Origin of the sequence: Leclercia sp. LSNIH1 (assembly GCF_002902985.1) — a bacterium.
GTDB lineage: Bacteria > Pseudomonadota > Gammaproteobacteria > Enterobacterales > Enterobacteriaceae > Enterobacter.
Genome location: NZ_CP026167.1, coordinates 4049857 through 4073108 on the forward strand (window position 1 = coordinate 4049857; position 23252 = coordinate 4073108).

General features: G+C 48.8%; 21 protein-coding genes, 1 pseudogene and 1 riboswitch. Of the genes and pseudogenes, 14 read left to right on the plus strand and 8 right to left on the minus strand.

From position 1 onward, the window contains the following. Nucleotides 1-67: 67 nt before the first annotated feature. Both thiD and thiM read right to left on the minus strand, forming a co-directional pair. Nucleotides 68-868, minus strand: a complete 801-nt coding sequence (gene thiD / locus C2U54_RS20075) for a bifunctional hydroxymethylpyrimidine kinase/phosphomethylpyrimidine kinase (RefSeq protein ID WP_103180255.1) — start codon at nucleotides 866-868, stop codon at nucleotides 68-70. Beyond that, entirely contained in the window at nucleotides 865-1635 is a 771-nt protein-coding gene (thiM, locus tag C2U54_RS20080) for a hydroxyethylthiazole kinase (protein ID WP_103180256.1), read from the minus strand. The genes thiD and thiM overlap by 4 nt, the downstream gene beginning before the upstream one ends. A 35-nt stretch (nucleotides 1636-1670) precedes the next feature. Beyond that, a riboswitch (TPP riboswitch) is annotated at nucleotides 1671-1768 on the minus strand. A gap of 548 nt (nucleotides 1769-2316) precedes the next feature. Here thiM and C2U54_RS20085 point away from each other — a divergent pair. Further along, nucleotides 2317-3279 (plus strand): hypothetical protein, encoded by a 963-nt coding sequence (locus C2U54_RS20085; RefSeq protein ID WP_103180257.1) that lies wholly within the window; start codon nucleotides 2317-2319, stop codon nucleotides 3277-3279. An 80-nt stretch (nucleotides 3280-3359) separates the two neighbouring features. Here C2U54_RS20085 and C2U54_RS20090 read toward each other — a convergent pair whose 3' ends face one another. Beyond that, entirely contained in the window at nucleotides 3360-3617 is a 258-nt protein-coding gene (locus C2U54_RS20090) for a hypothetical protein (protein ID WP_103180258.1), read from the minus strand. A gap of 1338 nt (nucleotides 3618-4955) precedes the next feature. On the opposite strand from C2U54_RS20090, the gene C2U54_RS27320 reads away from it, so the two are divergent. The 11 genes and pseudogenes from C2U54_RS27320 (at nucleotide 4956) to C2U54_RS20130 (ending at nucleotide 14615) form a co-directional block, all read left to right on the plus strand. Then, on the plus strand, nucleotides 4956-6089 hold the full coding sequence (locus C2U54_RS27320) for a hypothetical protein (protein WP_139156351.1): 1134 nt from the start codon (nucleotides 4956-4958) through the stop codon (nucleotides 6087-6089). A 198-nt stretch (nucleotides 6090-6287) separates the two neighbouring features. After that, on the plus strand, nucleotides 6288-6530 hold the full coding sequence (locus tag C2U54_RS27325) for a hypothetical protein (protein WP_139156352.1): 243 nt from the start codon (nucleotides 6288-6290) through the stop codon (nucleotides 6528-6530). Further along, nucleotides 6530-7057, plus strand: a complete 528-nt coding sequence (locus C2U54_RS20095; RefSeq protein WP_139156353.1) for a hypothetical protein — start codon at nucleotides 6530-6532, stop codon at nucleotides 7055-7057. Before C2U54_RS27325 ends, C2U54_RS20095 begins: the two co-directional genes overlap by 1 nt. Nucleotides 7058-7197: 140 nt before the next feature. Then, nucleotides 7198-7554 carry a hypothetical protein gene (locus tag C2U54_RS20100; RefSeq protein ID WP_103180260.1) on the plus strand — a complete coding sequence of 119 codons (357 nt, stop codon included), beginning with the start codon at nucleotides 7198-7200 and terminating at the stop codon, nucleotides 7552-7554. Between the two features lie 773 nt (nucleotides 7555-8327). After that, nucleotides 8328-8798, plus strand: a complete 471-nt coding sequence (locus tag C2U54_RS20105; protein WP_103180261.1) for a PAAR domain-containing protein — start codon at nucleotides 8328-8330, stop codon at nucleotides 8796-8798. After that, a pseudogene (locus C2U54_RS27980) lies at nucleotides 8798-9074 on the plus strand (PAAR domain-containing protein); the annotation flags it as partial. The gene C2U54_RS20105 and the pseudogene C2U54_RS27980, both read left to right, overlap by 1 nt. Nucleotides 9075-9613: 539 nt before the next feature. Beyond that, on the plus strand, nucleotides 9614-10174 hold the full coding sequence (locus tag C2U54_RS27790; RefSeq protein ID WP_233210460.1) for a hypothetical protein: 561 nt from the start codon (nucleotides 9614-9616) through the stop codon (nucleotides 10172-10174). After that, nucleotides 10158-10499, plus strand: a complete 342-nt coding sequence (locus tag C2U54_RS20115) for a hypothetical protein (RefSeq protein WP_233210461.1) — start codon at nucleotides 10158-10160, stop codon at nucleotides 10497-10499. The genes C2U54_RS27790 and C2U54_RS20115 overlap by 17 nt, the downstream gene beginning before the upstream one ends. Before the next feature lie 544 nt (nucleotides 10500-11043). Next, nucleotides 11044-11505: a hypothetical protein gene (locus C2U54_RS20120; protein WP_103180263.1), complete on the plus strand. Its 462-nt coding sequence runs from the start codon at nucleotides 11044-11046 to the stop codon at nucleotides 11503-11505. Between the two features lie 242 nt (nucleotides 11506-11747). Further along, nucleotides 11748-13130, plus strand: a complete 1383-nt coding sequence (locus C2U54_RS20125; RefSeq protein WP_103180265.1) for a diaminobutyrate--2-oxoglutarate transaminase — start codon at nucleotides 11748-11750, stop codon at nucleotides 13128-13130. A gap of 18 nt (nucleotides 13131-13148) precedes the next feature. Continuing rightward, entirely contained in the window at nucleotides 13149-14615 is a 1467-nt protein-coding gene (locus C2U54_RS20130; RefSeq protein WP_103180267.1) for a pyridoxal phosphate-dependent decarboxylase family protein, read from the plus strand. Between the two features lie 42 nt (nucleotides 14616-14657). Here the strand turns inward: C2U54_RS20130 and C2U54_RS20135 are convergent, their stop codons facing one another. The 3 genes from C2U54_RS20135 to C2U54_RS20145 are packed head-to-tail and all read right to left on the minus strand — an operon-like array spanning nucleotide 14658 to nucleotide 18444. Then, nucleotides 14658-16859: a polysaccharide biosynthesis tyrosine autokinase gene (locus tag C2U54_RS20135; RefSeq protein WP_103180268.1), complete on the minus strand. Its 2202-nt coding sequence runs from the start codon at nucleotides 16857-16859 to the stop codon at nucleotides 14658-14660. Beyond that, nucleotides 16841-17305 (minus strand): arsenate reductase/protein-tyrosine-phosphatase family protein, encoded by a 465-nt coding sequence (locus C2U54_RS20140; protein ID WP_103180270.1) that lies wholly within the window; start codon nucleotides 17303-17305, stop codon nucleotides 16841-16843. The genes C2U54_RS20135 and C2U54_RS20140 overlap by 19 nt, the downstream gene beginning before the upstream one ends. Further along, nucleotides 17305-18444, minus strand: a complete 1140-nt coding sequence (locus tag C2U54_RS20145) for a polysaccharide export protein (RefSeq protein ID WP_103180271.1) — start codon at nucleotides 18442-18444, stop codon at nucleotides 17305-17307. The genes C2U54_RS20140 and C2U54_RS20145 overlap by 1 nt, the downstream gene beginning before the upstream one ends. A 499-nt stretch (nucleotides 18445-18943) precedes the next feature. On the opposite strand from C2U54_RS20145, the gene C2U54_RS20150 reads away from it, so the two are divergent. After that, complete coding sequence (locus tag C2U54_RS20150) at nucleotides 18944-19276, plus strand: RcnB family protein (RefSeq protein WP_103180272.1); 333 nt, start codon at nucleotides 18944-18946, stop codon at nucleotides 19274-19276. A gap of 80 nt (nucleotides 19277-19356) precedes the next feature. On the opposite strand, the gene apbC is transcribed toward C2U54_RS20150, so the two are convergent. Further along, nucleotides 19357-20466: an iron-sulfur cluster carrier protein ApbC gene (gene apbC / locus C2U54_RS20155; RefSeq protein WP_103180274.1), complete on the minus strand. Its 1110-nt coding sequence runs from the start codon at nucleotides 20464-20466 to the stop codon at nucleotides 19357-19359. A gap of 165 nt (nucleotides 20467-20631) precedes the next feature. On the opposite strand from apbC, the gene metG reads away from it, so the two are divergent. Then, entirely contained in the window at nucleotides 20632-22665 is a 2034-nt protein-coding gene (metG, locus tag C2U54_RS20160; protein ID WP_103180275.1) for a methionine--tRNA ligase, read from the plus strand. Between the two features lie 105 nt (nucleotides 22666-22770). On the opposite strand, the gene C2U54_RS20165 is transcribed toward metG, so the two are convergent. Further along, nucleotides 22771-23241, minus strand: a complete 471-nt coding sequence (locus C2U54_RS20165) for a DUF1456 family protein (RefSeq protein ID WP_103180277.1) — start codon at nucleotides 23239-23241, stop codon at nucleotides 22771-22773. Nucleotides 23242-23252: the final 11 nt, after the last annotated feature.

The window sequence follows — 23252 nt, forward strand, 5'->3', positions numbered from 1 at the left end:
CACAGGATTGCGAGCTCCCTAAGCCTGGTCTGTGGGTGGCGAATTTTCCAGCGATAGGCGTTAACCTTCACCACCAGGCATGGAAATGGTGGACCGGACCAATGCCCTGCCCCACTTCCAGCGTGTCCGCCTGTGCCAGCGCGCAGGAGAGCCAGGCTTTGGCCTCGCGCACCGTATCTGCCCAGCTATCATGCTGCGGGCGCAGCGCAGCCAGCGCGGCCGAGAGCGTACAGCCGGTGCCGTGGGTATTTTTAGTATTGATGCGCGGGGCGGTAAAACGCAGGGTTCCATCCCGGGTGAACAGCCAGTCGGGGCTTTCAGGATCGTCCAGATGCCCGCCCTTCATCAGCACCGCTTCACACCCCATCGCCAGCAGGGCATCGCCCTGGGCTTTCATCTCCTGCTCATTGCGGGCATGGGGCGCATCCAGCAACGCCGCGGCTTCGGGTAAGTTAGGGGTAATGAGCGCCACCTGCGGCAGCAGTTTCTTACGCAGCGTATCGACGGCGGAAGGTGAAAGGAGCGGATCGCCACTTTTCGCCAGCATCACCGTATCCAGTACCACGTTTTTAACCTGATGACGCAGGAGCTGCTCCGCGACGGCCTCGACGATATCGGCCTCCGCCAGCATGCCAATTTTGGTGGTGTCGATGCGCACATCGCTGAACACCGACTCCAGCTGCGCCGCTACAAAATCAGGCTCAATGCGATAGACCGACTGCACCCCCCGGGTATTCTGGGCTACCAGGGCGGTGATCACCGAGCAGCCGTATGCGCCGAGCGCGGAGAAGGTTTTCAGGTCAGCCTGGATGCCAGCGCCGCCGCTGGGGTCGGTACCGGCAATGGTCAGGGCATTAATGCGTTTCATCGCTGTGCCCCCAGTGCCCACAGGGCATCAAGGAACGTTGCCGCAAAACTGCCCGGCCCGCGGCTTTGAGCAGCCGCAAGGGTACCGGCCCGTTTCATCCAGCCACAGGCCGCCGCGATGTTATCCAGCCGGTCACCCGGCAGCGAACAGCTGGCCGCCACCACCGCCGACAGCGCACAGCCGGTGCCCACCACCCGGGTCATCATCGGGTCGCCCCCCGTCAGGGTCTGGGTGCGCAGTCCGTCAGTGACGTAATCCACCTCCCCCGTCACCACCACAATCGCATTGGTTTGCCGCGCCAGAGCCTGGGCAGCGGGCAGCGCGCTGGCCGCCGTGTCGGTGGTGTCCACCCCACGCCCGCCCGCGCTCATCCCGGCGAGCGCGAGAATTTCCGAGGCATTGCCACGAATGGCCGCCGGTTTCAGGGTGAGAATTTGCTGGCAAAAACGGGTGCGGTACGCCAGCGCGCCAACGGCTACCGGATCGAGCGTCCAGGGCTTGTCCGCCGCCACCGCGCTTTCAATGGCCCGGCGCATCGCCTGGGCGCGGGGCGCGGTTAACGTCCCGACGTTAATCAGTAAGGCATCAGCAATCGCAGAGAATTGTTCCGCCTCTTCGGCTTCAATCACCATGGCCGGTGATGCACCAAGGGCCAGCAGGACATTGGCGGTAAAGGTCTGCACCACGTCGTTGGTCATGCAGTGGGTCAGCGGAGAACGGGTTCGGAAATGGTGTAAGGCGTGTAGATTAAGCAGGTCAGGCTGCATGGTATCGCTCCTGCCTTGCGCGAAGAAGCGATAGCCCGGAGGGCATCTGACTTCCCTACGCTGGCATTATCCAGATCAGGTGGTACGGGTATATTCTCAGCCTTCACAAAGAAGGGCACCCCGAGTCAAATCAATTACAAAACAATCATTTACACAGAAACAAATTGTAGGCGTTTAGTGTAACCGGGGCCGTAGGCAGGGTGCAAGGATTATCGATTTATCACAGTGCTTATCACAGCAGTTATCACACCAGAAATAGGTTTCTCACGTAATAAGACACCTGTAATGTGCTCACCCGCTTGTATATCCGCTTGAGGTGAAGAGCGTAGGTAAGTTGTAACTGTCGCAGGCTTCCAGTTACTCGTCTCCGGGCAATCGCTTCTTCGCGTAAGGCAGGAGCAAAAGACAGAAGAAACGCTAACTGCGTTAGCTGTCCGATAGTAAGGGTGTGGGTCAAGACAACAAGATTAAGTAAGGTTATAAATCATTCAAATTATTAAAACCCTCTTTCACTCGACACTAAAACAAATTAGAATTGGCAATCAGATTTCATAGTAAAGAGAGTTAAAACCTTTAGTTTAATAGCTAAAATTATACTAGGGTTGTTTGTGAAGCTGCTTTAGCGCTCTTCATTATTTAATTTAAAAGTTACCAATAATTAAAAATCAAAGGCATGATAAAATGACATTGAACTCAGGTATATTTGCATTTTTCCTATTATATTTAGTACTACACATTTTATATTTGTTTAAGGTTAAAGCATTCAAAATGAATGCTGAGCCTCTTACTCACCAACAATTATTTAAAGCAGCAATCATAATACCTATAGTTTCTTTCTTGATGATAGGGTTTATATGCTGGAGAGAATACGATCTGAAACTTGATGCAGATGGATTTAATAAATTCATTGAAATCAGCAAATTGCCGTTAGGATTGTTATCCTTATCAATTCCCTTTGGCGTAGTTGTAAATAACATACATCGAACCATTCAGACTGATAAACAGATAAAAGAAGCAGAAAGAAAAAACAAGGCCGATGGTTTTTACTCTCATAGAAAAAACACTATTGAGATGTTTGAAAGCTTACCATTTAAAAGTTTCCAAGTGGCAGGCGAAAAATATACTCTAGAGTTTGACAACTGTTATTCGACCTATAGGTACTCTTATCCTATGGCGTCTACTAGCTGTGGTGAATTCATCGCTGACGAAAATTTCGTACGCCGAGTAGATAATCTATGGATTGCTTTAAAAGAGAAATTGGAAAACCCACCTACCAGGAGTGCTGAATCAACATTAAAATATATAGCATCAATTGAAAACATTCTTGATAACATGCATAGAATATTACTTTTCAAGCCCATTGAAATTAAAAAATTACTCTTAGTAAATTTTTCTAACGAGGAAGGGTTTACAAAGCGATTTGTTACCAAGTTTTCATGCGAAGATGATATAAAAATGGCTATAAACGCTTACTGGAATGCCTGCATGATAATCACACAAGCTTTAGAGTTAGACATAAATGAAGGTATTATGATCCAATCAATTGCCGTTGAGCACTATAGTTTGAATAGTGAAAAAATCTTAAGAAACTGGGGAGTATCGGTTAATGATAAAATTAATCATGCAATCCCAGGGATTTACTAATGTATCTCATGAGAATACAAAGTATTACGGCGAATCTAAGTTTGGTTAAAGCTGAAAAATCGCCGTAAGGCCGTAAACAATTAAACTTCTTCTAACTCATTCCAATCATTGAAACGATAATTGCCATTAAGAAGCCCTTCCAACTTTCCCAACGATAAAGGGAAGATAAGATCTACTTTATACCCTCTGCCATGAATTGCTTCTTGCCTGAGAGTGTTGATGTTCTTAGCTTTACGTTTCTGTTTTTTGAAACCAACCGATTGTTTATAGCTTTCACTAAATCTCTCTACTCTTTTAGTGATTGGCTGGTAGTACTCAATATCTTTGAATGTATTCATAATGACTATCTCATTAATTAGGTGGGTATATATTTATATTATTACAAGAAATATAAAACCAGTACCATATAACTACATATTGATTAAAAAAAGCCCCATCACAAAAATTAGTTTCTCTAGGCATAGAAATTCTTTTTCATGTGAGGGGGAATTCTTTATTTCTCTATATGTACGTGATCAAACTAACACAAGGAAATGTTAACTAATGAGGGTGTAAATTTAAGCTGCAAGGATGGATAACTTAAAGACTCACACTCAACCTGTCAGGGAGCTTCACAATAAAAGCGCTTCTACTATGATTACTTTGAAAGATCGAGTATGAGTTTTTAAACTATCCAGTGTCCGAAAGCCGCAAGCTTTAATAGGCCGATAGAGAGAGCAAATTCCCATTGAGAGGGAAAGGATTAAAAGATCGATAAAAGGGAAAGGCCGTATTAGGTACGATAAGAGAAGATAATTATCTCTATATGCAATATCAGTCTTTTGCTTTGTTCTTTTTACTATCGGTCTTTTGAATTTAATCTTTTGACTTACTTACAACCAAATCTTTAGATTTGTGTTGTTATTAGAAATAACTGAAGGGAAATATTTATTTTAATAATAAGATAATATTATTGCTTTTGTCTTTGACTTACTACGAAAAGCCAAAGGCTTTGAAGTTATTAGAAGTAATTGAAAGGAAGTTATTAACTTTCCTAAGACACATCCTACATTGTAAAGCTTTGCTTTACCTGTAAAGTAAATCATTCAAGGTAATATTTATCTTAATCACTATATTTTAGATACAGTTTGGTTAAAGTAGGAGAGTAGGCAACTCCTGAAAAGCTTACTTTTAAGCTTTCTTCCCTTTGTTTACCCGGTTGTGCATCCGGCCTTTGAAGTAGCTTCCCGCTCATGGCGTAATTGTCGGTAGCTGTTTGCCCGCGCCTTATTGTCGTCGGGATTCTGCAAGAGTTTTTTCAATGCTCTAGATTAAGTATATTACACAGCAGTAAAATTAGGTTCCAACCTTGTTAAAATAATTTAACATCGTAATAACCATGCTCTTCTAATTAATCATTTGATTGATTAATTAATATTTAATTTCATTTTAAGCACTCACTTCTTTCATTCTAAGAAATAAGCCTTACTTCCCTAACTTATCACATCATATCTCTTAAGCTATACGTGCTTTTCGTGATGTACATCAACATTTCAAAACACCGTTTCGATGATAGTTTCTTCACGGCATTAAAAAAGATTACCAAACCTGACAAATGTAAATTTTGTATTCGCATAATCAATGCCTTAGAAAATTAATCATTACTATCAACAACTTAATTAGGATCTCAGCAGTCCATGAAACGTTCTATTCTTGCTATCATCGTCGCTACTTCTACTATCTCAGCTTTCAATGCTTATGCTGAACCTCTGCAAGCTCAGGCAGGTCGTGATATGGCTGCTGCTAAAGCTGTTGCTAGCCTTGCCTCTTACAATATGGATAAAGCCGCTAAATCTGGTGATGCTTCTCAGATATCCCGCGCTCAGAAAGATCTAAACTCTGCATTAGCTCAAGTGCGTTCTACTGCCCTTAGAAATCAGTTAGCACAACAGCGTGATGCTCAAGCCGCTTCAATTGGTCAACTGAATGCTTTGAAGTCTCAAGACTTAGCTAATCAACAAGCTCAAGTTACAGCACATATGAATCAGGTTACGGCTAACATGAGTGCTACACCTAATGCTCCAGCTGCTCCTGTGCAATCTGTAACGCCGTCAGCAACACCATCAGTACCATCAGCGCCAGCATCACCATCAGCACCACTCACTGTAACGGTAAACACCGCCTCCCCTACTACCGCACCCGGTATGGCTCCCGGTACTGTTGTTGGTGCTGCTCCTGCTCCAGTGTCTTACACCGTATCTCAGACGGTAGTTAATCCAAACCTGTCAACAGCACCCGTAGCTGGTTTACCTGCTGGAAGTGTGATTAATGGTGTAGCGGCTCCTGCTACGTTATCTAGCACCACTGTAGCAAACACTACTGATGCTGCTGCTCTACAAGCGGCATTGACTGCTAGCAAAATGGCTAGCTCTGCTGCTGCTCCGGGTGTTGCACCTTCTACGATGAATCCAGGAGTTAAAACTAATCCAGTGGGGAATCCTGTAGCCATTACTAGCAAAGTTGCGAATAGCTCAATTAACGTAGGTGTTTCATCTGTACCAGCGTCTACACCTGTGCAAGTGGGTAGTATCATCACCACTGCTGGCGCTATCGCTGCTATCGATTCCACTATCCAGATTTCAATACCCTATGAAAGCGTATTTGATGCCCCTGTAAAATCAGTACATAGCGATCATCAGAAAAATAGCCGTTCTGAGCATGGCACTGGTAATGGTGCTAACAACGCGCAAGCTTCCCGCTCTGCTGGCGGTTTCTCTACTGCTGGCTCACATATCGGCGGCGGTAAATCTGGCGGTGGATTCCATTACTAACCGATGCAATAAATACAAAATCCTAAATGAAAATATTATTGCTATGCATGGCCTTTAGTCTTATTGGCTTATTTATTGCCTTGAGATTGGTTAAGGCTAATGGATGATTTTAGTTTTACAATTTGGTTAGTAGTTGGTTTTTTATCATTTGAAATAATAACAATATCTCTAGGCTTTTAATTAATAGATGGTGATGGTGTGAAAAAGTTATTGATTGTGGGCTTAATGGCTTTGTTTACAGTTAATGTTATAGCATGTGATTTAGACTCTGCTAGATCTGCTGCTCAAGATGCTAGTGACTTTTCACGTAAAGCTAAAAATGCTGATGCTATTGGTTTATCGGAAAAAGCCTACGAATATTCCAAACGTGCATATAACGCTTATGAGGATGTGATTAGCTTCCTTTCGGATTGTGAAGATAATATTGGAGAAAATCACTAATGAATAAAATAGTTTTGGTTTGTGTACTTACTTCTGTGCTGGCTGGCTGTGCTCAACGCTACGTATCACCAGAAGAGCAAGCAATGACTAACGCCGCATATAAGGGCGCTGCAATGAATCAGGCGCTTGCTAACGCTCATGCTGCTGCTTTCGATGGTAAAGAGATTGGTAGCGATAGTAAGCACAAGCACCATCATCATCATCACCTCTCTGATTCGGAAAACTATCATGAAGATGATCAGGATAATGGCGTAGTCTATAAGCATGGTAAAAAGGGTTATTACGACGCTAACGGTGAATTCATTCAATACGCACAAAGCGCACATAAGCCAGTTAATCACGACGCCGCTTTTAAACAGGTGAGTGCTGAGTCTGATGCTGTAATCAATGGTACTATCGGTGATGGTTCTGAGTTTCTGTTAGGGCAAGGCTGGAAACCTAATAACGGGAAATGGCATAAGAAAGGCTACACGTTAACGCTTGTAGTTGAAAATGGAATTGTGTTAAACGCTCAGCTTTCCAAATAGGAGTAAACAGGTACTATTAGCCCTTCTTTATTAGGGGGCTATATAGGAAAAGAGATTGATAGCGTTTCTATCATGGATTTATTAACCTGCTATTAGTCTCTTTCTCTGTATAAGTTTATTAATTGAGAAATGAACATAAAATGGGATTCTTCAAAGATTTAGTAGTAAAGGCGGGTAATACTGCTGCGAGAAGTAACATAGCTCTAGCTATCAGAGCTGGAACTGATTACATGGCTATAGGAGATTTGAAGAAGGTTGTAAAACAAGTAACGATCATTAATGGTGCTGTTGAAAGCATCACTTCAAGTATTTTAGATAATGAAGGTTTTACTGGTGAACCTGTAGAAACGGCCTTGAGTATTATTGACACACTGCCCCGTTATATTAAAGAGAAAGAAGCCCTTATAGCTGCTGGAGAATTTATTAAAAAGGTAAATGACTGGATTGATGAAGATCCTGTTATGCAAGAAGTGATAAAAATTATCGATGGTAAATAAAGAATACCCCTTAATAAATCCTTACTCAAGGGATCTACTAAGGGGATGTTGCATTACTATTATCTCGTTATTCCTAATGTCCTTAATAATAGCACAATGCGTAAACACATTAACTTGATGTTATTCATTATATCATAATTAATGTGTAAACCGTTTATAGTGGGGTTCAGCACTCTCAGCATCAAAAAGGGTTAGATAACCCTTCAGAATCTTGCAAACTAAAATTAGACCATAGCTTTAAAAAATATATCCCTTGAATGCCCATTCTATGCGGGTTTCAAATCGAAGTTTACACATAAGATGAGAGGTAGTTCATCTACTATGTAAACTTACCCTATTTGCAGTTTTTAAGGGCTTAAATTAAGCCATATTTTTTATCGAATTTATTGTTTAATCCATGCATAACCATAATCACTACAACTAGAAACATCATCAAATGATCGTTGAGGCATCACCATAGGACTAGCGCTATACTCTGCTTTGTTTGCTTGCTCCTGAATTACTTTGGCCGCTGCTTACAGCTAATGTTAACAACTGTCGAAACTTGGTACTGATTTTTTAGTATTAACCTGATATTTAGAAGTTGTCGGCGTAAAATCGGAAGTAACTCAAGGTTTGTGCTTAATAGACCAAGCAATATCACAAAGCATCGCCCTATCTCCCAACCATCTATTACGAAACGTAGTTTTACTTAAATTCAATACTTGTTGCTCATGTGGTCATTGTTTGTAAAATAGCCACAGAATATATTTCCACAACAAGCATAGGGATTTATGCAGCAATATACCAATGAGATCACGCCTGAACTCCGAGAATCCTCTTCACAGTCACCCTACTACGAAGATTTTTTAGAAAGCTGGGACAGCAAGACTCGTGAAAAGTTTGAAGATTTTAACAAACACGTTAGTCGCTCATTAACTTACATTTTCCGGTTCACTGTGGGGGGAAGCGTTACCCGCGACGAGGGAATGCTCTGCAATCTTTCGGGAGGTAGTACGGTTGGCGGTTATAGGATGGCACGAGTTGGAGATAAGGTTGTTTACGCTGATAGCAGTGAAGCCACTGTTATTTCCGGTGCAGGTGGAGCACGTATTAGGCAGGGCGCATCTGCAGCACTGGTTGGAAGTATACTTGATAATGGCGACGAAATAATCTCAATACCACAGTCCGTCAGCAGGCTGATTTTCCCTGAAGGTGACACATTCCCGAAAGGATTCTTAAACATGCCAGGGAATAAGCACTAATGGCAGCCAAAGGTTACTTTCTGTTCAGAGGTGATAAGACGGTATGCGGCGGTCGGATTATTGAAGGATGGAATGATCACCAGTTTTTCGGTAAAGACATGGCCTGTGAAGGTCATCAAGTGACCTGTGGTAAACATCCAGGTCGTTACCGTATCTGTGGCGGTCTTGATACTGACTCTATACATGGTAAAAGGATAGCTGGAACTCTGCACAGCTATAGCTCCTGTCCCTGCAAATCGAAATTCGTCCCTTCAAACTTCGAAGATCATTACGAACTTGGTGGAGATGAAACAGTAGCACACACCGATCTGTCTCACCTCGTCAAAATGTCTGTATTCCCAGATCAGATTGAACCAGACCCTGAACAGTACGCTCAGACAGCGAAGAAGACTGGCATAGATGCAGGTTTTGCCGTTCTCCCTTATGGCGGCACCACAGAGGCCTGGCAACGTCTGCTGTTCACGGAAAACCCACCTATAGGAGCCAAAGAGTTATTCGTTACACTGAATGGTACAGGCAAAAGCTATAAAGCTGGTTCTATTATGCTTCTGGTTGATCCTGATAAGCAGGACGATGAGCAGATCGCCCATATGAAATCCACGAAAGCGCAAGTTGATGCGGCATTGGCACCATTGACGCACAAGGAAGCTAATTTCCTACATAAGCATTACGCTACTATAGCTAATTTTACCAGCTACGCTGATATTGGAATTGGCCTTGCTGCTGATCCTGTTGGGAAATACTTTGAGAATATCGAGAAAATTCTTTAAGAGATTCAGGATACATATAAGAATACCTACATAACAAGAGGTGCGTTGATTGGTGAACAATTTTACGTTAAGCGTAGCCAGTTGTTTAAAGAGCTTGAGTCCATACTCAAAGTCAGTTTCCTTAATAAAGCCATGAAATTTGTTGAATATAACAAAATAAAAAACGCACTCGGCCTCTCGAGCAGTTCTATTACCCACAAATGGAATGAAACGGGAGTGGGTGATATTGATGGATACGCAACTCACATTGAACGGGCAGCCAAATATGTTAAAGCAATGCGATACACTGGTTATTTAGGTATTGGCTTCAGCGGACTCCATTCACTTAATGAAGTAAGTCAGGCTTGCTCAGTGGGTCGTGAGAAAGAATGCTCTAAGAAAAAGTATACCGAGATCGGTAGTTTTGCTTTGGGTACAGGCGGTGGAGTTTACGCTGGCGGTTACGCCATACCATTATGTGTCGCAATCGGTGTTGGTAGTGCAGGTGTTGGTGGACTGGTTTGTACTGTCATTGCCGGTATTAGTTTAGGGTATGCTGGCAGTACAGTAGGCAGTGCTGTTGGTGAGTTAAGCGGGGAGCAATTGTGTAATGTTTTCGGCAATTAATTTTTTGACCATTCATCGAATTGAGATTTCTGGAATCTTTATGATTCTTGGAATAACAACATACGCTTCCAGCGTAATATATGACAAATTATCCAATGAAAAATTTGTTAAGCTTTGCTCATTATTTGTAGATAAGTTCGGAGCAAGACCAGCAGAAGTTTTAATTTATCAAGACGCAGGATTTTTTTCTCTTTTATGCGTGATGCTTTCTTTATTAAAGCATTATATTTTAGGGAAAATTCATTTCATACCCGCAGAATGGACAATGAACAAATTCGCTTCATCAAAGATCTCCCTAATCAGTACACTGATTGGTTACGAGTAAAAGTGCGACTTTCAATCGTTGGTTTTATTTGTCTGTTCATAATGTTAGCAGTTTTCTATTTGCCACAATTATTTGAAATATAACTATAAAATTAATAGCCAAGATACACGCTTGGCTATTTAATTTTAAAATTTGTCCTAGGAAAGAAAGCGACGGTTGCAAGTAGGAATACTGACTATCTTGATTTCATTTTTCATTATTTACTATTAATAAAGCCCATCAACAACATACGGAGTTGAGGATAATAACAGCTTATAAATAATGTTCAGTGATCCCCCGCTTTTCTCCCGTCCCACCTTTTGCGTAAGATATAGTTTGTTTTTCACCCAACCTCCAATAATCGTCCCAGGATAACTCTCAAGTTTTTAGCTATTCGTGCTAAATGTGATCTCCGTCAACCTGATAACGCATCTCTTCCGCGATAGTCATCCCGAGCCATCGCTGCGTTTCTATTATAGACGCACGGTAAGAATGGCCAGACCAACAATAATGAACTTATCAACCCCGGGGAATATCGGTTCCTCAACTTATTTAAGGTTAATGTATGAAAAAGATTCTGTTAGTCGGGATAGTGGCTACGCTTCTTGCGGGCTGCGTCTCAGAAGAGCAGCGCTTGGCGCAGTGTCAGGCCAAAGGCGTAAGCCGCGACGCCTGCTACGTTGCCGACCAGAACCGTCAGGCCGCCATCAATGCCGCGGCGGAAAAACAGGCCCTCGAGAATGCGCATGAAGCCGTACAACACGGTCAGGCGGCACACGTTGCCGACCCGCTGCGTGAAGCGTCATTTAGCGCCAACGGTATCAAAGCCAGCATCAATAACGGCTTTACCCAGGCGACCATCAACGGCAAAAAAGCCACGGTGAAACGCTTTAATGCTAACTTCTACGAAGTCAGAGGCGCAGGTTACGTCCTGTCGATCTCACTGGATGCGGACGGCGTGACCGATGCCTCGTGGAATAAAACCCATGGGCGCGACAACGGCATTCTGAACGTCGTTCAAAAGTAGTCCAAAAGTATTCTAAAACGCCCCTCTTTTTTACACGAAGCGCCCCCCACAAAACCTCAGCTACCATGCGGGGTTACGCCTTACGCGCGTTGATTCAACGCGCGTTACAAAACGATAAACAATTAACCATTGAGCCCCGGGCAAAAAGGCTCTATATTGGCCGCGTTTTTTGAGGCCCTTCTCATTTTTTTCATTAATTATTCAATCGGAGCCACGTGCTGAGCTGCGGTTGTAGGAGTGATATGATGACGGATAAAGTCCGTATTGATACTTTGAATGCTTCTTCTTTCAAAACCAACGAAACCTATCTGGCCCGTCAGGCCGAAATGGAATCCAATGTCAGGAGTTATCCGCGCAAACTGCCTTTAGCTATTACGAAGGCGGAAGGGGTGTGGATCACCGATGCGGATAATAAAGAGTATCTTGATTGCCTGGCCGGTGCGGGAACGCTGGCGCTGGGTCATAACCATCCTGATGTGCTGAAAAGCATTCAAAGTGTCATTACCAGCGGCTTGCCGTTACATACCCTGGATCTGACTACGCCGTTAAAAGACGCGTTCTCAGAATACCTGCTCTCCTTGCTGCCAGGTCAGGGTAAAGAGTACTGCCTGCAGTTTACCGGCCCATCCGGTGCAGACGCCGTTGAAGCCGCGCTGAAGCTGGCGAAAAAAGTAACTGGCCGCAGCGGCATTATCAGCTTCTCCGGTGCTTATCACGGCATGACCCACGGCGCACTGTCTGTAACCGGCAACCTCTCTCCGAAAGAAGCGGTTGACGGCATGATGCCTGAAGTCCAGTTCATGCCTTACCCACACCAGTACCGCTGCCCGCTGGGTATCGGTGGTGAAGCGGGCGTGAAAGCGCTGACCTACTACTTCGAAAACCTGATCAACGACGTGGAAAGCGGCGTGCGTAAACCTGCTGCCGTGATTCTGGAAGCGGTCCAGGGCGAAGGCGGTGTGAACCCGGCGCCGGTTGAATGGCTGCAGCGCATCCGTAAAGTGACTGAAGAGCACGGCATTCTGCTGATCCTCGACGAAGTTCAGGCTGGCTTTGCCCGTACCGGTAAATTCTTCGCCTTCGAACACGCAGGTATTCAGCCAGACATCGTGGTGATGTCCAAAGCTGTAGGCGGCGGTCTGCCGCTGGCCGTTCTGGGTATCAAAAAGCAGTTCGATGCCTGGTCTCCGGGTCACCATACCGGTACTTTCCGTGGCAACCAGCTGGCGATGGCTACTGGCCTTACCACCCTGCAGATCCTCAAAGAGCAGAACATCGCTGATAAAGTTGCCGCCCAGGGCGAGTGGCTGAAAGCGAAGCTGGTTGAGCTGCAGAAACGCTATCCGGTTATCGGTCACGTGCGCGGTCTGGGCATGATGATCGGCATCGAGATCGTTAAACCGCACGAAGCTGCCGACCATATGGGCTGCTTCCCGGGCGACGGCGAGCTCGCTGCGCTGATCCAGAAGAAGTGCTTCGAAGCGGGCCTGATTCTGGAGCGTGGCGGCCGTAACGGTAACGTTGTGCGTCTGCTGCCTTCCCTGCTGATCAGCGATCAGGAGCTGAATGTGTTCCTGGACAAATTTGAGCAGGCGCTGCTTGCTGCGGGCATTCGCCCAGTTTAACCGGAGACAATGGATAGAATGTCAGATTTAAACCCGATTTTGTCGTCCTCGGCGCAAAGCATCGAAGCCTACCAGCAGGCGATCGAGCAGAGCACCCAGGCGGTCATGCAGTGGCTGAAACAGCCGGAAATGTACCAGGGTAAAACGGTCGCCGAACTGCGCGAGCGTATCAACCTGGAATTCAGTCCGGAAGGGCTGGGCAACGAAACTGCTATCGAGCGTGCCGTTGAATATTTCCTGAAAGACAGCCTGGCGGTGCATCATCCGCAGTGTGTGGCGCATCTGCACTGCCCGAGCCTGGTGGTAAGCCAGGCGGCGGAAGTAATGATCAACGCCACTAACCAGAGCATGGACTCCTGGGATCAGAGCCCGTCCGCGACCATTATCGAGATAAAACTGATCGAGTGGCTGCGTACCCGCCTGGGTTACCAGGCGGGCGACGCTGGGGTCTTCACCAGCGGCGGCACCCAGAGCAACATGATGGGTCTGATGCTGGCGCGCGATGCCTTCTTTGCGCGTCAGGGCCACTCCGTCCAGCAGGATGGTCTGGTGGGCGATCTGCGTAAGATCCGTGTGCTCTGCTCCGAGAGCGCGCACTTCTCTGTGCAGAAGAACATGGCGCTGATGGGCCTCGGCTACCAGTCCGTTATCCAGGTAAAAACTGACGAATGTTCGCGCATGGATCTTAACGATCTGGCCGCGAAAATTGAGCAGTGCAATGCCAACGGCGAACAGATTCTGGCGATCGTTGCCACCGCAGGAACCACCGATGCGGGTGCTATCGATCCGCTGCGTGCGATTGCAGAGCTGGCGGCGAAGCAGAATATCTGGGTTCACGTCGATGCGGCATGGGGCGGCGCGCTGCTGATGTCCGAGAAGTATCGCGATTACCTCGACGGTATCGAGCTGGTGGATTCCGTTACTCTGGACTTCCACAAGCAGTTCTTCCAGACCATCAGCTGCGGGGCGTTCCTGCTGAAAGAGGCGCGTCACTATGAGCTGATGCGCTATCAGGCGGCGTACCTGAACTCTGAGTTCGACGAAGAGGCTGGCGTACCAAACCTGGTGTCCAAATCCCTGCAGACCACCCGTCGCTTTGACGCGCTGAAGCTGTGGATGAGCCTGGAAGCGCTGGGCGAGAAGAAATACGCTGAGATCATCGATCACGGTGTCACCATGGCCCAACAGGTTGCGGCGTATGTCACTGAGCAGCCGCGACTGGAACTGGTCATGCCGCCGCAGCTGGCGAGCGTTCTGTTCCGTTTCCGTCCGGAGCATCAGCTGGATGACGCGGCCATCGCGCTGCTCAACCAGAAGATTGGCGATGCCCTGCTGGAATCAGGCCGCGCTAACGTGGGTGTTACCGAGCATAACGGTGTCACCTGCCTGAAGCTGACCCTGCTGAACCCAATTGTGACCCTGGAGGATGTTAAAGTCCTGCTGTCACTGGTGGAACGCACGGCGAACGAGCTGCTGGCTAAGTAAGTTGTCCCACCCGGCAGCGTTCGCTGCCGGGTCTCTCTTTCGTTATCTCGCTTTACTCTTCTCGTTTTCGTGCTGTCCGGCAGAATAACCATAAGCATTGTAACCGGAAGCATAATAGCTGGCCGCCGATTTCACGACGTCGTTCAGAATTGCCCCTTTGATGTTGACCCCCATCTGCTGTAAACGGTGCTGGCTGACCTCCATCTCGCGAACGCTGGTCACGTTAAACCGGGCTACCAGCAGGGTAGAGCCAGCGATCCGACCTACCAGCGCAGCATCGGTGACCGCCAGAACCGGCGGAGCGTCGACAATCACTATGTCGTACTGTTCGCTGGCCCAGGTCATGAATTCACGAAAACGATCGTGCGTTAGCAGCTCTGAAGGATTAGGCGGATACTGCCCGCAGGTCACGACATCAAACTGTCCGCTGGTGTAAGTCTGAATCGCCGCCTGGAAGGTCACTTTACCTGACAGTACATCCGACAAACCGGCATCATTGCGCAACCCAAAGATGTTATGCACGTAGCCTTTACGCATATCAGCATCAATAAACAGCACCCGTTTATCAACCTGCGTCACCAGCGCCGCCAGTGAGGTTCTAACCAGTGTTTTACCGCAGTCCTGAGTCGGGCCGCTGAACATGAGAATATTATTTACGGCATCCATCATCGCGAAGTGCAGGCTGGTGCGTAATCCGCGCACGGCTTCGACAAAATTATCCAGCGGCCTGTCGACGGGCAAGAATGGCACATCTTTGATTTTATGCCGCCTGGAGCAGTGGAAGAAATAGCGGTTGCCCACCCGGGTTTTGCTGTGCAGCCAGACCGAATGGGGCAAGGTGGCATAAACGTTAATACCCTCTTTTTCAAGTTGTTCCGGTGCGTTAATGCCGCGTCGTAACGCTGCTTTTGCCAGCACGCCAGCGGCAGAGATAAAGAATCCGAACAGGGTCATAAAAGCGACAATTAACGCCTTGCGCGGCTTGATAGGCCCAGGGTTTGTGGCTGCCGAGTCGATAATGCGCGCATTGCCAATCGTGCTGGAGCGGGAGATATTGAGCTCCTGCTGACGGGTCAGAAGCTGAAGATAAACCGCCCGATTGGTATCCACGTCGCGGCTAAGGCGCAAAACCTGCTGCTGCGTAGACGGCATCGTCTCAACACGTTTGTTCAGTCGTTCACGTTCGCTCTCTAAAGTCTGCCGCTTTTCACGCAGCGCCCGATAGGTGGGGTGGTCTTTTTTAAAGTGCTGAGAGACCTCCGCCTCGCGGAAAGTAAGCTCATTCAGCTGATTGTCAACGTTAACAATCTGTTCCAGCACTGACTTGGCTTCCAGGGTTAAATCCACCGAGTCCCGCTGTTTACGATAGGTATTGAGACGCTCCTCGGCCTGCTCCAGCTCTTGCCGCACCAGCGGCAGCTGGCGTTGCAGAAAGACGAGGCTCTGTGAATCCTGTGCGGCCTGGCGGGCAATATTCTGCTGCAGATAATTGTGCATGATATGATTGAGCGTGTTTTTAATCTGCACAGGATCGTGGCCTGTCAGACTCAGCATCAGGATCCCGCTCTCTTTGCCCTGCTCTGTCACGATAAACTGACGGCTCAGGGCATTTATCACTTCCAGTGGGCCACGTTGCCGAACCCGGAATTGCGTGCCAGGCGGTGCTGACAATTCGCGAACGGTAATGCTCACCCCGCCATGCTGCAATGGTCTACCTACCGTGCCGTGCGCGCTGATACCCTCTCCTTCCAGCAGAAAACGGCCTTTATCTTCGGCGGTCAGGGTCAAAATAATCGGCTCGGCAGCGGTTTCGGGAAGCGTCAGATTATCCAGAATCAATGTGCCGTCGGGTTGACCAGTCAGCTTCGCCCATGCTTTGCCTATCAGCGGCAGGCGAACCTGAGTGATTTCATCGCGTAAGCGCAGCGCTTCCACCGTTTCACCCAGGATCATTCGCGATTTTAGTATTTGAATTTCGGCGCTGGAATCTGGTGAAAGCGCCGGTGTCAGCTGATTTAAGGTTTTGAGAATACTGTTCTGCTGCTTATTTTCTATTTGCACCATCGCATCGGCAAGATAGACCGGTGATGCAAAGAGTGCGTATAACGTTCCGAAGAGCGCAAAAATTAGCGTAATGCCGAGAATAGCCACGCGATGATCGATTAACTCTCCCAGAAGGCGCGCCAGATCAAGCTCATGTTGGCTATCAGCCTGACCCTGAGTATTTACAATGTTCGACGACATGTACGTAATCCCTTAACGGTAAGTCGGTTGGCCCATTCCTGGCTTGCTTCGCCAAGCAGGCGAAAAACATATTCAAAAGCTTCCATGCTTTTGCCGTACGGATCGGGTATCTCCTGTTCCCTCAGCCATTGCCCAAACAGCAAGGCTTTGCCACGCACCTCAGGGGCGATAAGCGAGATCCGGTTTATTTGATCTGACTCCATGGCAAGAAGCAGATCGTATTCCCGCATCATTGCTATCGTCAGCGGCCGTGCAACATGATCCGCCAGCGACAGGCCATGCCTGGCAGCAATTTTTTGCGCATAGCGATCCGCCGGATACCCGGCAAGCGCGCGGATACCTGCGGATGCGATGGTTAACGAGGGGAGCTGTTGCTGTAACAGCCGCTCGCCAATCGGGGAACGGCAAACATTTCCCGTACAAATCACCAGAATGGATCGGATCATTATTCAGGCCACGATTTAATGAAGCGCACGGTTTCGGTCAGATCATGCACGCCGCTGATCGTCGGCACCAGCTGCGTCAATACCCGGTTCCAGCGCGAGACAGGCGCGGTGGTGACATAGACGATATCGTAGGGCTGGAGCTGAAATTCTGTGCCAAGCACCATCGCAGACGCATCGCGGGCATTGAGTTGATAGATACGCGCGATTTTGCCGTCCTGACTGTTGTTGCCGTTGGAGCGAATGACGAAGATACCGGTCGCATCGGCCATGCTTTGGTTCAGGCCACCCGCGTTCGCCAGGGCTTCTGCCAGCGTCATGCCGCTGCGATCCATCTTGAGGGTGCTCTGTTTCACCACTTCACCCATGACAAAAACTTTCAAGGCATCATTGCGTGGTACAAACAGAATATCCCCCGGCCACAGCAACCTGTTTTGCGTCAGGTCCCCGTGCTGCATCAGGGCATAAAGTGAGATCCGGGTGTCCTTACCCTTGTGCGTCAGCACCACATTTCGCCAGTCCGCATCCGGGGAGAGGCCACCCGCCGCATTGATCGCATCCATAATGGTCAGCGGAATATTGGTAATTGGCTGCTGCCCTGACTTCACCACTTCGCCAGTAACGTAGGCTTTTTGCGAACGAAACGCCGCGATACTGACGTCAACCTGCGGGCTTTCAATCACTCTGTCCAGGCGGGCGGTGATCTCTTCGCGCACCTGGGCGAGCGTTTTTCCGGCAACGTGCAGTTTACCGACGTAAGGATAAAAGAGCGTTCCGTCTGCGCCGACCCAGTTTCCGGTGTCGCTTGCGCTACGGTACTGCCCGGCAGGGGTTGTAAGTTCAGGGTGATCCCAGACGGTGATCATCAGCACATCTCCGGGGCCGATACGGTACTCCCAGTGCTTTAATTGCTCATCCAGATTCGGATTTGCCTGAGATTTCACCTGGCTTGTGCGAAGCTGTTCAATCACGGAGGGCGTTAATGGCCAGACATCCATTTTTTTATTTAAATCATATGGATTGTCAGTAACCGCAATATTATTTTTCCCGGAAGTATTTATATGCTGGCCAGGCGTAATGGTGCAGCCTGTCAATAATAGTGCGCAAATAAAACTTACACTGGTGCGGAGTGGTATTGTCATTAATAAGAGGTGCTCTATTATATTCCGTTAAATGCCCACGCATTTCCCTGTAGCTCTCATTAAATTTGCTACATTATTAAATTTAAAAATATTAACTATAGTCAGAGAGTTACAAAAAAATAACCTAATAAAAAAACACTGGCCGTACTGGAGATTGTCTGTTGATATCTTTTTAAAAAAGCAAATCAAAAACAGCACAAATTAATCAAACGGCATCATAAACATTCCACAGAAAAAATAACATAGCACGTTGACGACTATTATGTCTGAAGGCAGTGATTTAAGAATTTATAAAAAGAAAGATAAACACTATAAATCTAAATCAGGAAATAAATTCACAATGTAAATATTTAAAGCTGATGCGATTAGCGGGGGGATGTGTTGATTTGTTACATTTTTTACACCCTTAGCCAACCGGCAAAACATAAAATAGACTATCTGTTGCTCAGCCACGAAACGGCAGAACAAGAGTAATGGCCACGGTAAATCTGGAGATAAAATGACTAAAGGTAAAATTCTACTTCTGGGCGTATTGATGTCACTGGCGAGCGCAGCATTTGCTGCCCCACAAGCCGCAGCGGCCCCCTCTGGCATCCAGGCCTATGAGGAACAGGAGTTTGTAGCCGATTTTACGAAATACAAGATTGGTGATTTCGCCCCGGCGCAGTACCTGACACCTGAGTACACCATCAAGCAGTATAAGCTGCGTAACCTGCCTGAACCGGATGCGGGGACCCACTGGACTTACATGGGCGAGAACTACGTACTGGTGGGTGATACGGACGGTAAGATCTACAAAGCGTATAACGGCGATATCTTCTACCACCGTTAATCGCTTAATGCGCAGGTGGCGCTTCGCTTACCTGGCCTGAGGTGTAGGCCCGCGCAAGCAAAGCGCCACCCGGCAAAGGCTTACACCGCGCGGAACGCGATGTCGCCCGGGATCACCTCACCCTGCCAGTAAAGCTGTGCGGCAACGCGATCTGCCAGCTGACGATACATCTCAGCGAACTCACTTTCAGGGCGGTTGACGACGGTCGGCTTGCCGCTATCCAGATCTTCACGCAGCGTAATGTGCAGCGGCATCTGTCCCAGCAGCTGGGTATGATACTGCGCAGCCAGTTTTTCTGCCCCGCCGGTGCCGAAGATGGCTTCATGATGACCACAGTTGCTGCAAATATGCATGCTCATGTTTTCAACGACACCCAGCACCGGCACCTCAACCTTCTCGAACATCACAATGCCTTTTTTGGCATCAATCAGCGCGATGTCCTGCGGAGTGGTGACGACCACCGCGCCGGTCACCGGGATGTTCTGCGCCAGGGTCAGCTGAATGTCACCGGTGCCAGGCGGCATATCGAGCACCAGATAATCGAGATCCGGCCACATTGTCTCCTGCAACATCTGCATCAGCGCCTTGCTGGCCATCGGCCCGCGCCACACCATGGCGTTGTCGTCGGTAACCAGATAGCCAATGGAGTTGGTCGCCAGACCGTAAGCCATAATCGGCGCCATATGGGTGCCATCCGGCGAGGTCGGGCGCTGATTTTCCGCGCCCAGCATGTTAGGAATTGACGGGCCATAGATATCGGCATCCAGAATACCGACCTTCGCCCCTTCAGCGGCCAGCGCCAGCGCCAGGTTCACGGCGGTGGAGGATTTCCCTACCCCGCCCTTGCCGGAACTGATCGCAATGATATTTTTCACGCCATTGATACCCGGATGGTTCTTCACCCGTTTCAGCGTGGCGATGGTATGGGTTAATTTCCAGTCGATGGCTTTCGCCCCGGTGATGCGCAGCAGCTCGGCGCTGGTTTGTTCTTTCAGCGTCTCGAATGCATGGCTCCAGACGAAAGGCATATGCAGTTCGACATGCAGGGTATCATCCAGCCACGCCACGTGATGTAACGCTTTCAGCGTGGTGAGATTGTGCTTCAGGGTGGGGTGCTGAAAATTAGCCAGCGTCCCGGCAACCATTGCGCGCAAGGCTTCCGGTGATTTGGCCTGGGATTGAGAACTCATCCCGACTCCTTTGTAGTTGTTCTGAAAAAGAGATGTAATTACCAAGTTTACCCCAGAGGTAACAATTATTCATTTATGGATTAATGCCCTTATCACTTGGCGTAGTTATTCCCTTTCGGGTAACATCAAAAACCCTTTTTACAGCTAAAAGAAGTAATACCTACTATGACTCAAGTCGCGAAAAAAATTCTGGTGACGTGCGCTCTGCCGTACGCTAACGGCTCAATCCACCTCGGCCACATGCTGGAGCATATCCAGGCTGATGTCTGGGTCCGTTACCAGCGAATGCGCGGCCACGAGGTAAACTTCATCTGTGCAGACGATGCGCACGGCACGCCAATCATGCTGAAAGCGCAGCAGCTGGGTATCTCCCCGGAGCAGATGATTGCCGAAATGAGTCAGGAGCATCAGACCGATTTTGCTGGCTTCGACATCAGCTATGACAACTATCACTCCACGCACAGCGACGAAAACCGCGAGCTGTCGGAGCTGATCTACACCCGTCTGAAAGAGAACGGTTTTATCAAAAACCGCACTATTTCTCAGCTCTACGATCCGGAAAAAGGCATGTTCCTGCCGGACCGTTTCGTGAAAGGCACCTGCCCGAAATGTAAGTCGCCGGACCAGTATGGCGATAACTGCGAAGTGTGCGGCGCGACCTACAGCCCAACCGAGCTGATTGAGCCGAAGTCCGTGGTATCCGGCGCGACCCCAGAGATGCGTGACTCCGAACACTTCTTCTTCGACCTGCCTTCGTTCAGCGAAATGCTGCAGGCGTGGACCCGCAGCGGCGCGCTGCAGGAGCAGGTGGCGAACAAGATGCAGGAGTGGTTTGAATCCGGCCTGCAGCAGTGGGATATCTCCCGCGATGCACCCTACTTCGGCTTCGAAATCCCGAACGCGCCGGGCAAATACTTCTACGTCTGGCTGGATGCGCCTATCGGCTACATGGGCTCCTTCAAGAACCTGTGCGACAAGCGCGGCGATACCGTAAGCTTCGACGAATACTGGAAAAAAGATTCCACGGCCGAGCTCTATCACTTCATCGGCAAAGACATCGTTTACTTCCACAGCCTGTTCTGGCCAGCCATGCTGGAAGGCAGCGGTTTCCGCAAGCCGACCAACCTGTTTGTCCACGGCTATGTCACCGTGAACGGCGCGAAGATGTCCAAATCGCGCGGCACCTTCATTAAAGCCAGCACCTGGCTGAACCACTTTGATGCCGACAGCCTGCGCTACTACTACGCGGCGAAGCTTTCGTCCCGTATCGACGATATCGACCTGAACCTGGAAGATTTCGTGCAGCGCGTCAATGCCGATATCGTGAACAAAGTGGTCAACCTGGCCTCCCGTAACGCCGGCTTTATCGCCAAGCGTTTCGACGGCGTGATGGCGGCGGAACTGGCCGATCCTGAGCTGTACAAAACCTTCACCGACGCGGCTGCCGTGATTGGCGAAGCGTGGGAGAGCCGCGAGTTTGGTAAAGCGGTGCGTGAAATCATGGCCCTGGCCGACCTGGCGAACCGCTACGTTGACGAGCAGGCACCGTGGGTAGTTGCCAAACAGGAAGGCCGCGACGCTGACCTGCAGGCGATCTGCTCCATGGGTATCAACCTGTTCCGCGTGCTGATGTCTTACCTCAAGCCGGTTCTGCCGCAGCTGGCCGCGCGTACCGAAGCGTTCCTGAACACCGAACTGAGCTGGGACAGCATCAATCAGCCGCTGCTCGGCCATAAGCTGAACGCCTTCAAGGCGCTCTACAACCGCATCGAGATGAAGCAGGTTGAAGCCCTGGTTGAAGCCTCGAAAGAAGAGGTGAAAGCCGCCGCCGCACCGGTAACCGGCCCGCTGGCGGACGATCCGATTCAGGAAACCATCACCTTTGACGATTTCGCGAAGGTCGATCTGCGCGTGGCGCTGATCGAAAACGCGGAATTTGTGGAGGGCTCCGATAAGCTGCTGCGCCTGACCCTCGATCTGGGCGGCGAGAAGCGCAACGTCTTCTCCGGCATCCGTTCCGCCTACCCGGACCCGCAGGCGCTGATTGGTCGCCACACGGTGATGGTGGCGAACCTTGCGCCGCGCAAAATGCGCTTCGGCATCTCTGAGGGGATGGTGATGGCCGCAGGTCCTGGCGGGAAAGATATTTTCCTGTTAAGCCCGGACAGCGGTGCGCTGCCTGGTCACCAGGTGAAATAAATAAAAAAGCCGGAGATAATCTCCGGCTTTTTTTATGCCTTTTTGCCGGGTGGCGGCTTCGCCTTACCCGGCCTCCATAACCTGTAGGCCCGCCGCCGGGCAACATTACGGCTTCGCGGCATGCACCCGGTTGGTGAGCCCACGCAGGAAGTAGCGCAGGAATTGATCCCCACACTCGCGGTAGTTTTTATGGTCCGGCGCGCGCATCATGGCGGTGATTTCCGGCATTGAGACGCGGAACTTTTGCTCGCTCATGATGGCCAGAATATCGTCGGTTTTCAGTGAAAAGGCGATGCGCAGCTTCTTCAGCACCGTGTTGTTGTTTACACGACGCTCCAGCGACAGCTCAGGCGCAGATTCATCTTTGCCACGCTTGTGGTAGATCAGGCCGTTCAGAAAACCGGAGAGGATGATGTCCGGGCAGCGAACAAACCCCTCCTCGTCCTCTTTGGTCATCCAGGTGTCGAACCCGGCCGAGGTGGATTCCATGTCGGCAAGCGCAAGAATGCGCACCATGTCGTTGTTATTTGCTTTCAGGGTGTAGCGCAGGCTACGAAGAATATCATTACTGAGCATAGAGCCTTCGA

What these genes read in the sequence shown, in the direction of transcription:
- thiD (WP_103180255.1), bottom strand. Translation starts at nt 868, where the DNA reads ATGAAACGCATTAATGCCCTGACCATTGCCGGTACCGACCCCAGCGGC.
- thiM (WP_103180256.1), bottom strand. Translation starts at nt 1,635, where the DNA reads ATGCAGCCTGACCTGCTTAATCTACACGCCTTACACCATTTCCGAACC.
- C2U54_RS20085 (WP_103180257.1), top strand. Translation starts at nt 2,317, where the DNA reads ATGACATTGAACTCAGGTATATTTGCATTTTTCCTATTATATTTAGTA.
- C2U54_RS20090 (WP_103180258.1), bottom strand. Translation starts at nt 3,617, where the DNA reads ATGAATACATTCAAAGATATTGAGTACTACCAGCCAATCACTAAAAGA.
- C2U54_RS27320 (WP_139156351.1), top strand. Translation starts at nt 4,956, where the DNA reads ATGAAACGTTCTATTCTTGCTATCATCGTCGCTACTTCTACTATCTCA.
- C2U54_RS20095 (WP_139156353.1), top strand. Translation starts at nt 6,530, where the DNA reads ATGAATAAAATAGTTTTGGTTTGTGTACTTACTTCTGTGCTGGCTGGC.
- C2U54_RS20100 (WP_103180260.1), top strand. Translation starts at nt 7,198, where the DNA reads ATGGGATTCTTCAAAGATTTAGTAGTAAAGGCGGGTAATACTGCTGCG.
- C2U54_RS20105 (WP_103180261.1), top strand. Translation starts at nt 8,328, where the DNA reads ATGCAGCAATATACCAATGAGATCACGCCTGAACTCCGAGAATCCTCT.
- C2U54_RS20115 (WP_233210461.1), top strand. Translation starts at nt 10,158, where the DNA reads ATGTTTTCGGCAATTAATTTTTTGACCATTCATCGAATTGAGATTTCT.
- C2U54_RS20120 (WP_103180263.1), top strand. Translation starts at nt 11,044, where the DNA reads ATGAAAAAGATTCTGTTAGTCGGGATAGTGGCTACGCTTCTTGCGGGC.
- C2U54_RS20125 (WP_103180265.1), top strand. Translation starts at nt 11,748, where the DNA reads ATGATGACGGATAAAGTCCGTATTGATACTTTGAATGCTTCTTCTTTC.
- C2U54_RS20130 (WP_103180267.1), top strand. Translation starts at nt 13,149, where the DNA reads ATGTCAGATTTAAACCCGATTTTGTCGTCCTCGGCGCAAAGCATCGAA.
- C2U54_RS20135 (WP_103180268.1), bottom strand. Translation starts at nt 16,859, where the DNA reads ATGTCGTCGAACATTGTAAATACTCAGGGTCAGGCTGATAGCCAACAT.
- C2U54_RS20140 (WP_103180270.1), bottom strand. Translation starts at nt 17,305, where the DNA reads ATGATCCGATCCATTCTGGTGATTTGTACGGGAAATGTTTGCCGTTCC.
- C2U54_RS20145 (WP_103180271.1), bottom strand. Translation starts at nt 18,444, where the DNA reads ATGACAATACCACTCCGCACCAGTGTAAGTTTTATTTGCGCACTATTA.
- C2U54_RS20150 (WP_103180272.1), top strand. Translation starts at nt 18,944, where the DNA reads ATGACTAAAGGTAAAATTCTACTTCTGGGCGTATTGATGTCACTGGCG.
- apbC (WP_103180274.1), bottom strand. Translation starts at nt 20,466, where the DNA reads ATGAGTTCTCAATCCCAGGCCAAATCACCGGAAGCCTTGCGCGCAATG.
- metG (WP_103180275.1), top strand. Translation starts at nt 20,632, where the DNA reads ATGACTCAAGTCGCGAAAAAAATTCTGGTGACGTGCGCTCTGCCGTAC.
- C2U54_RS20165 (WP_103180277.1), bottom strand. Translation starts at nt 23,241, where the DNA reads ATGCTCAGTAATGATATTCTTCGTAGCCTGCGCTACACCCTGAAAGCA.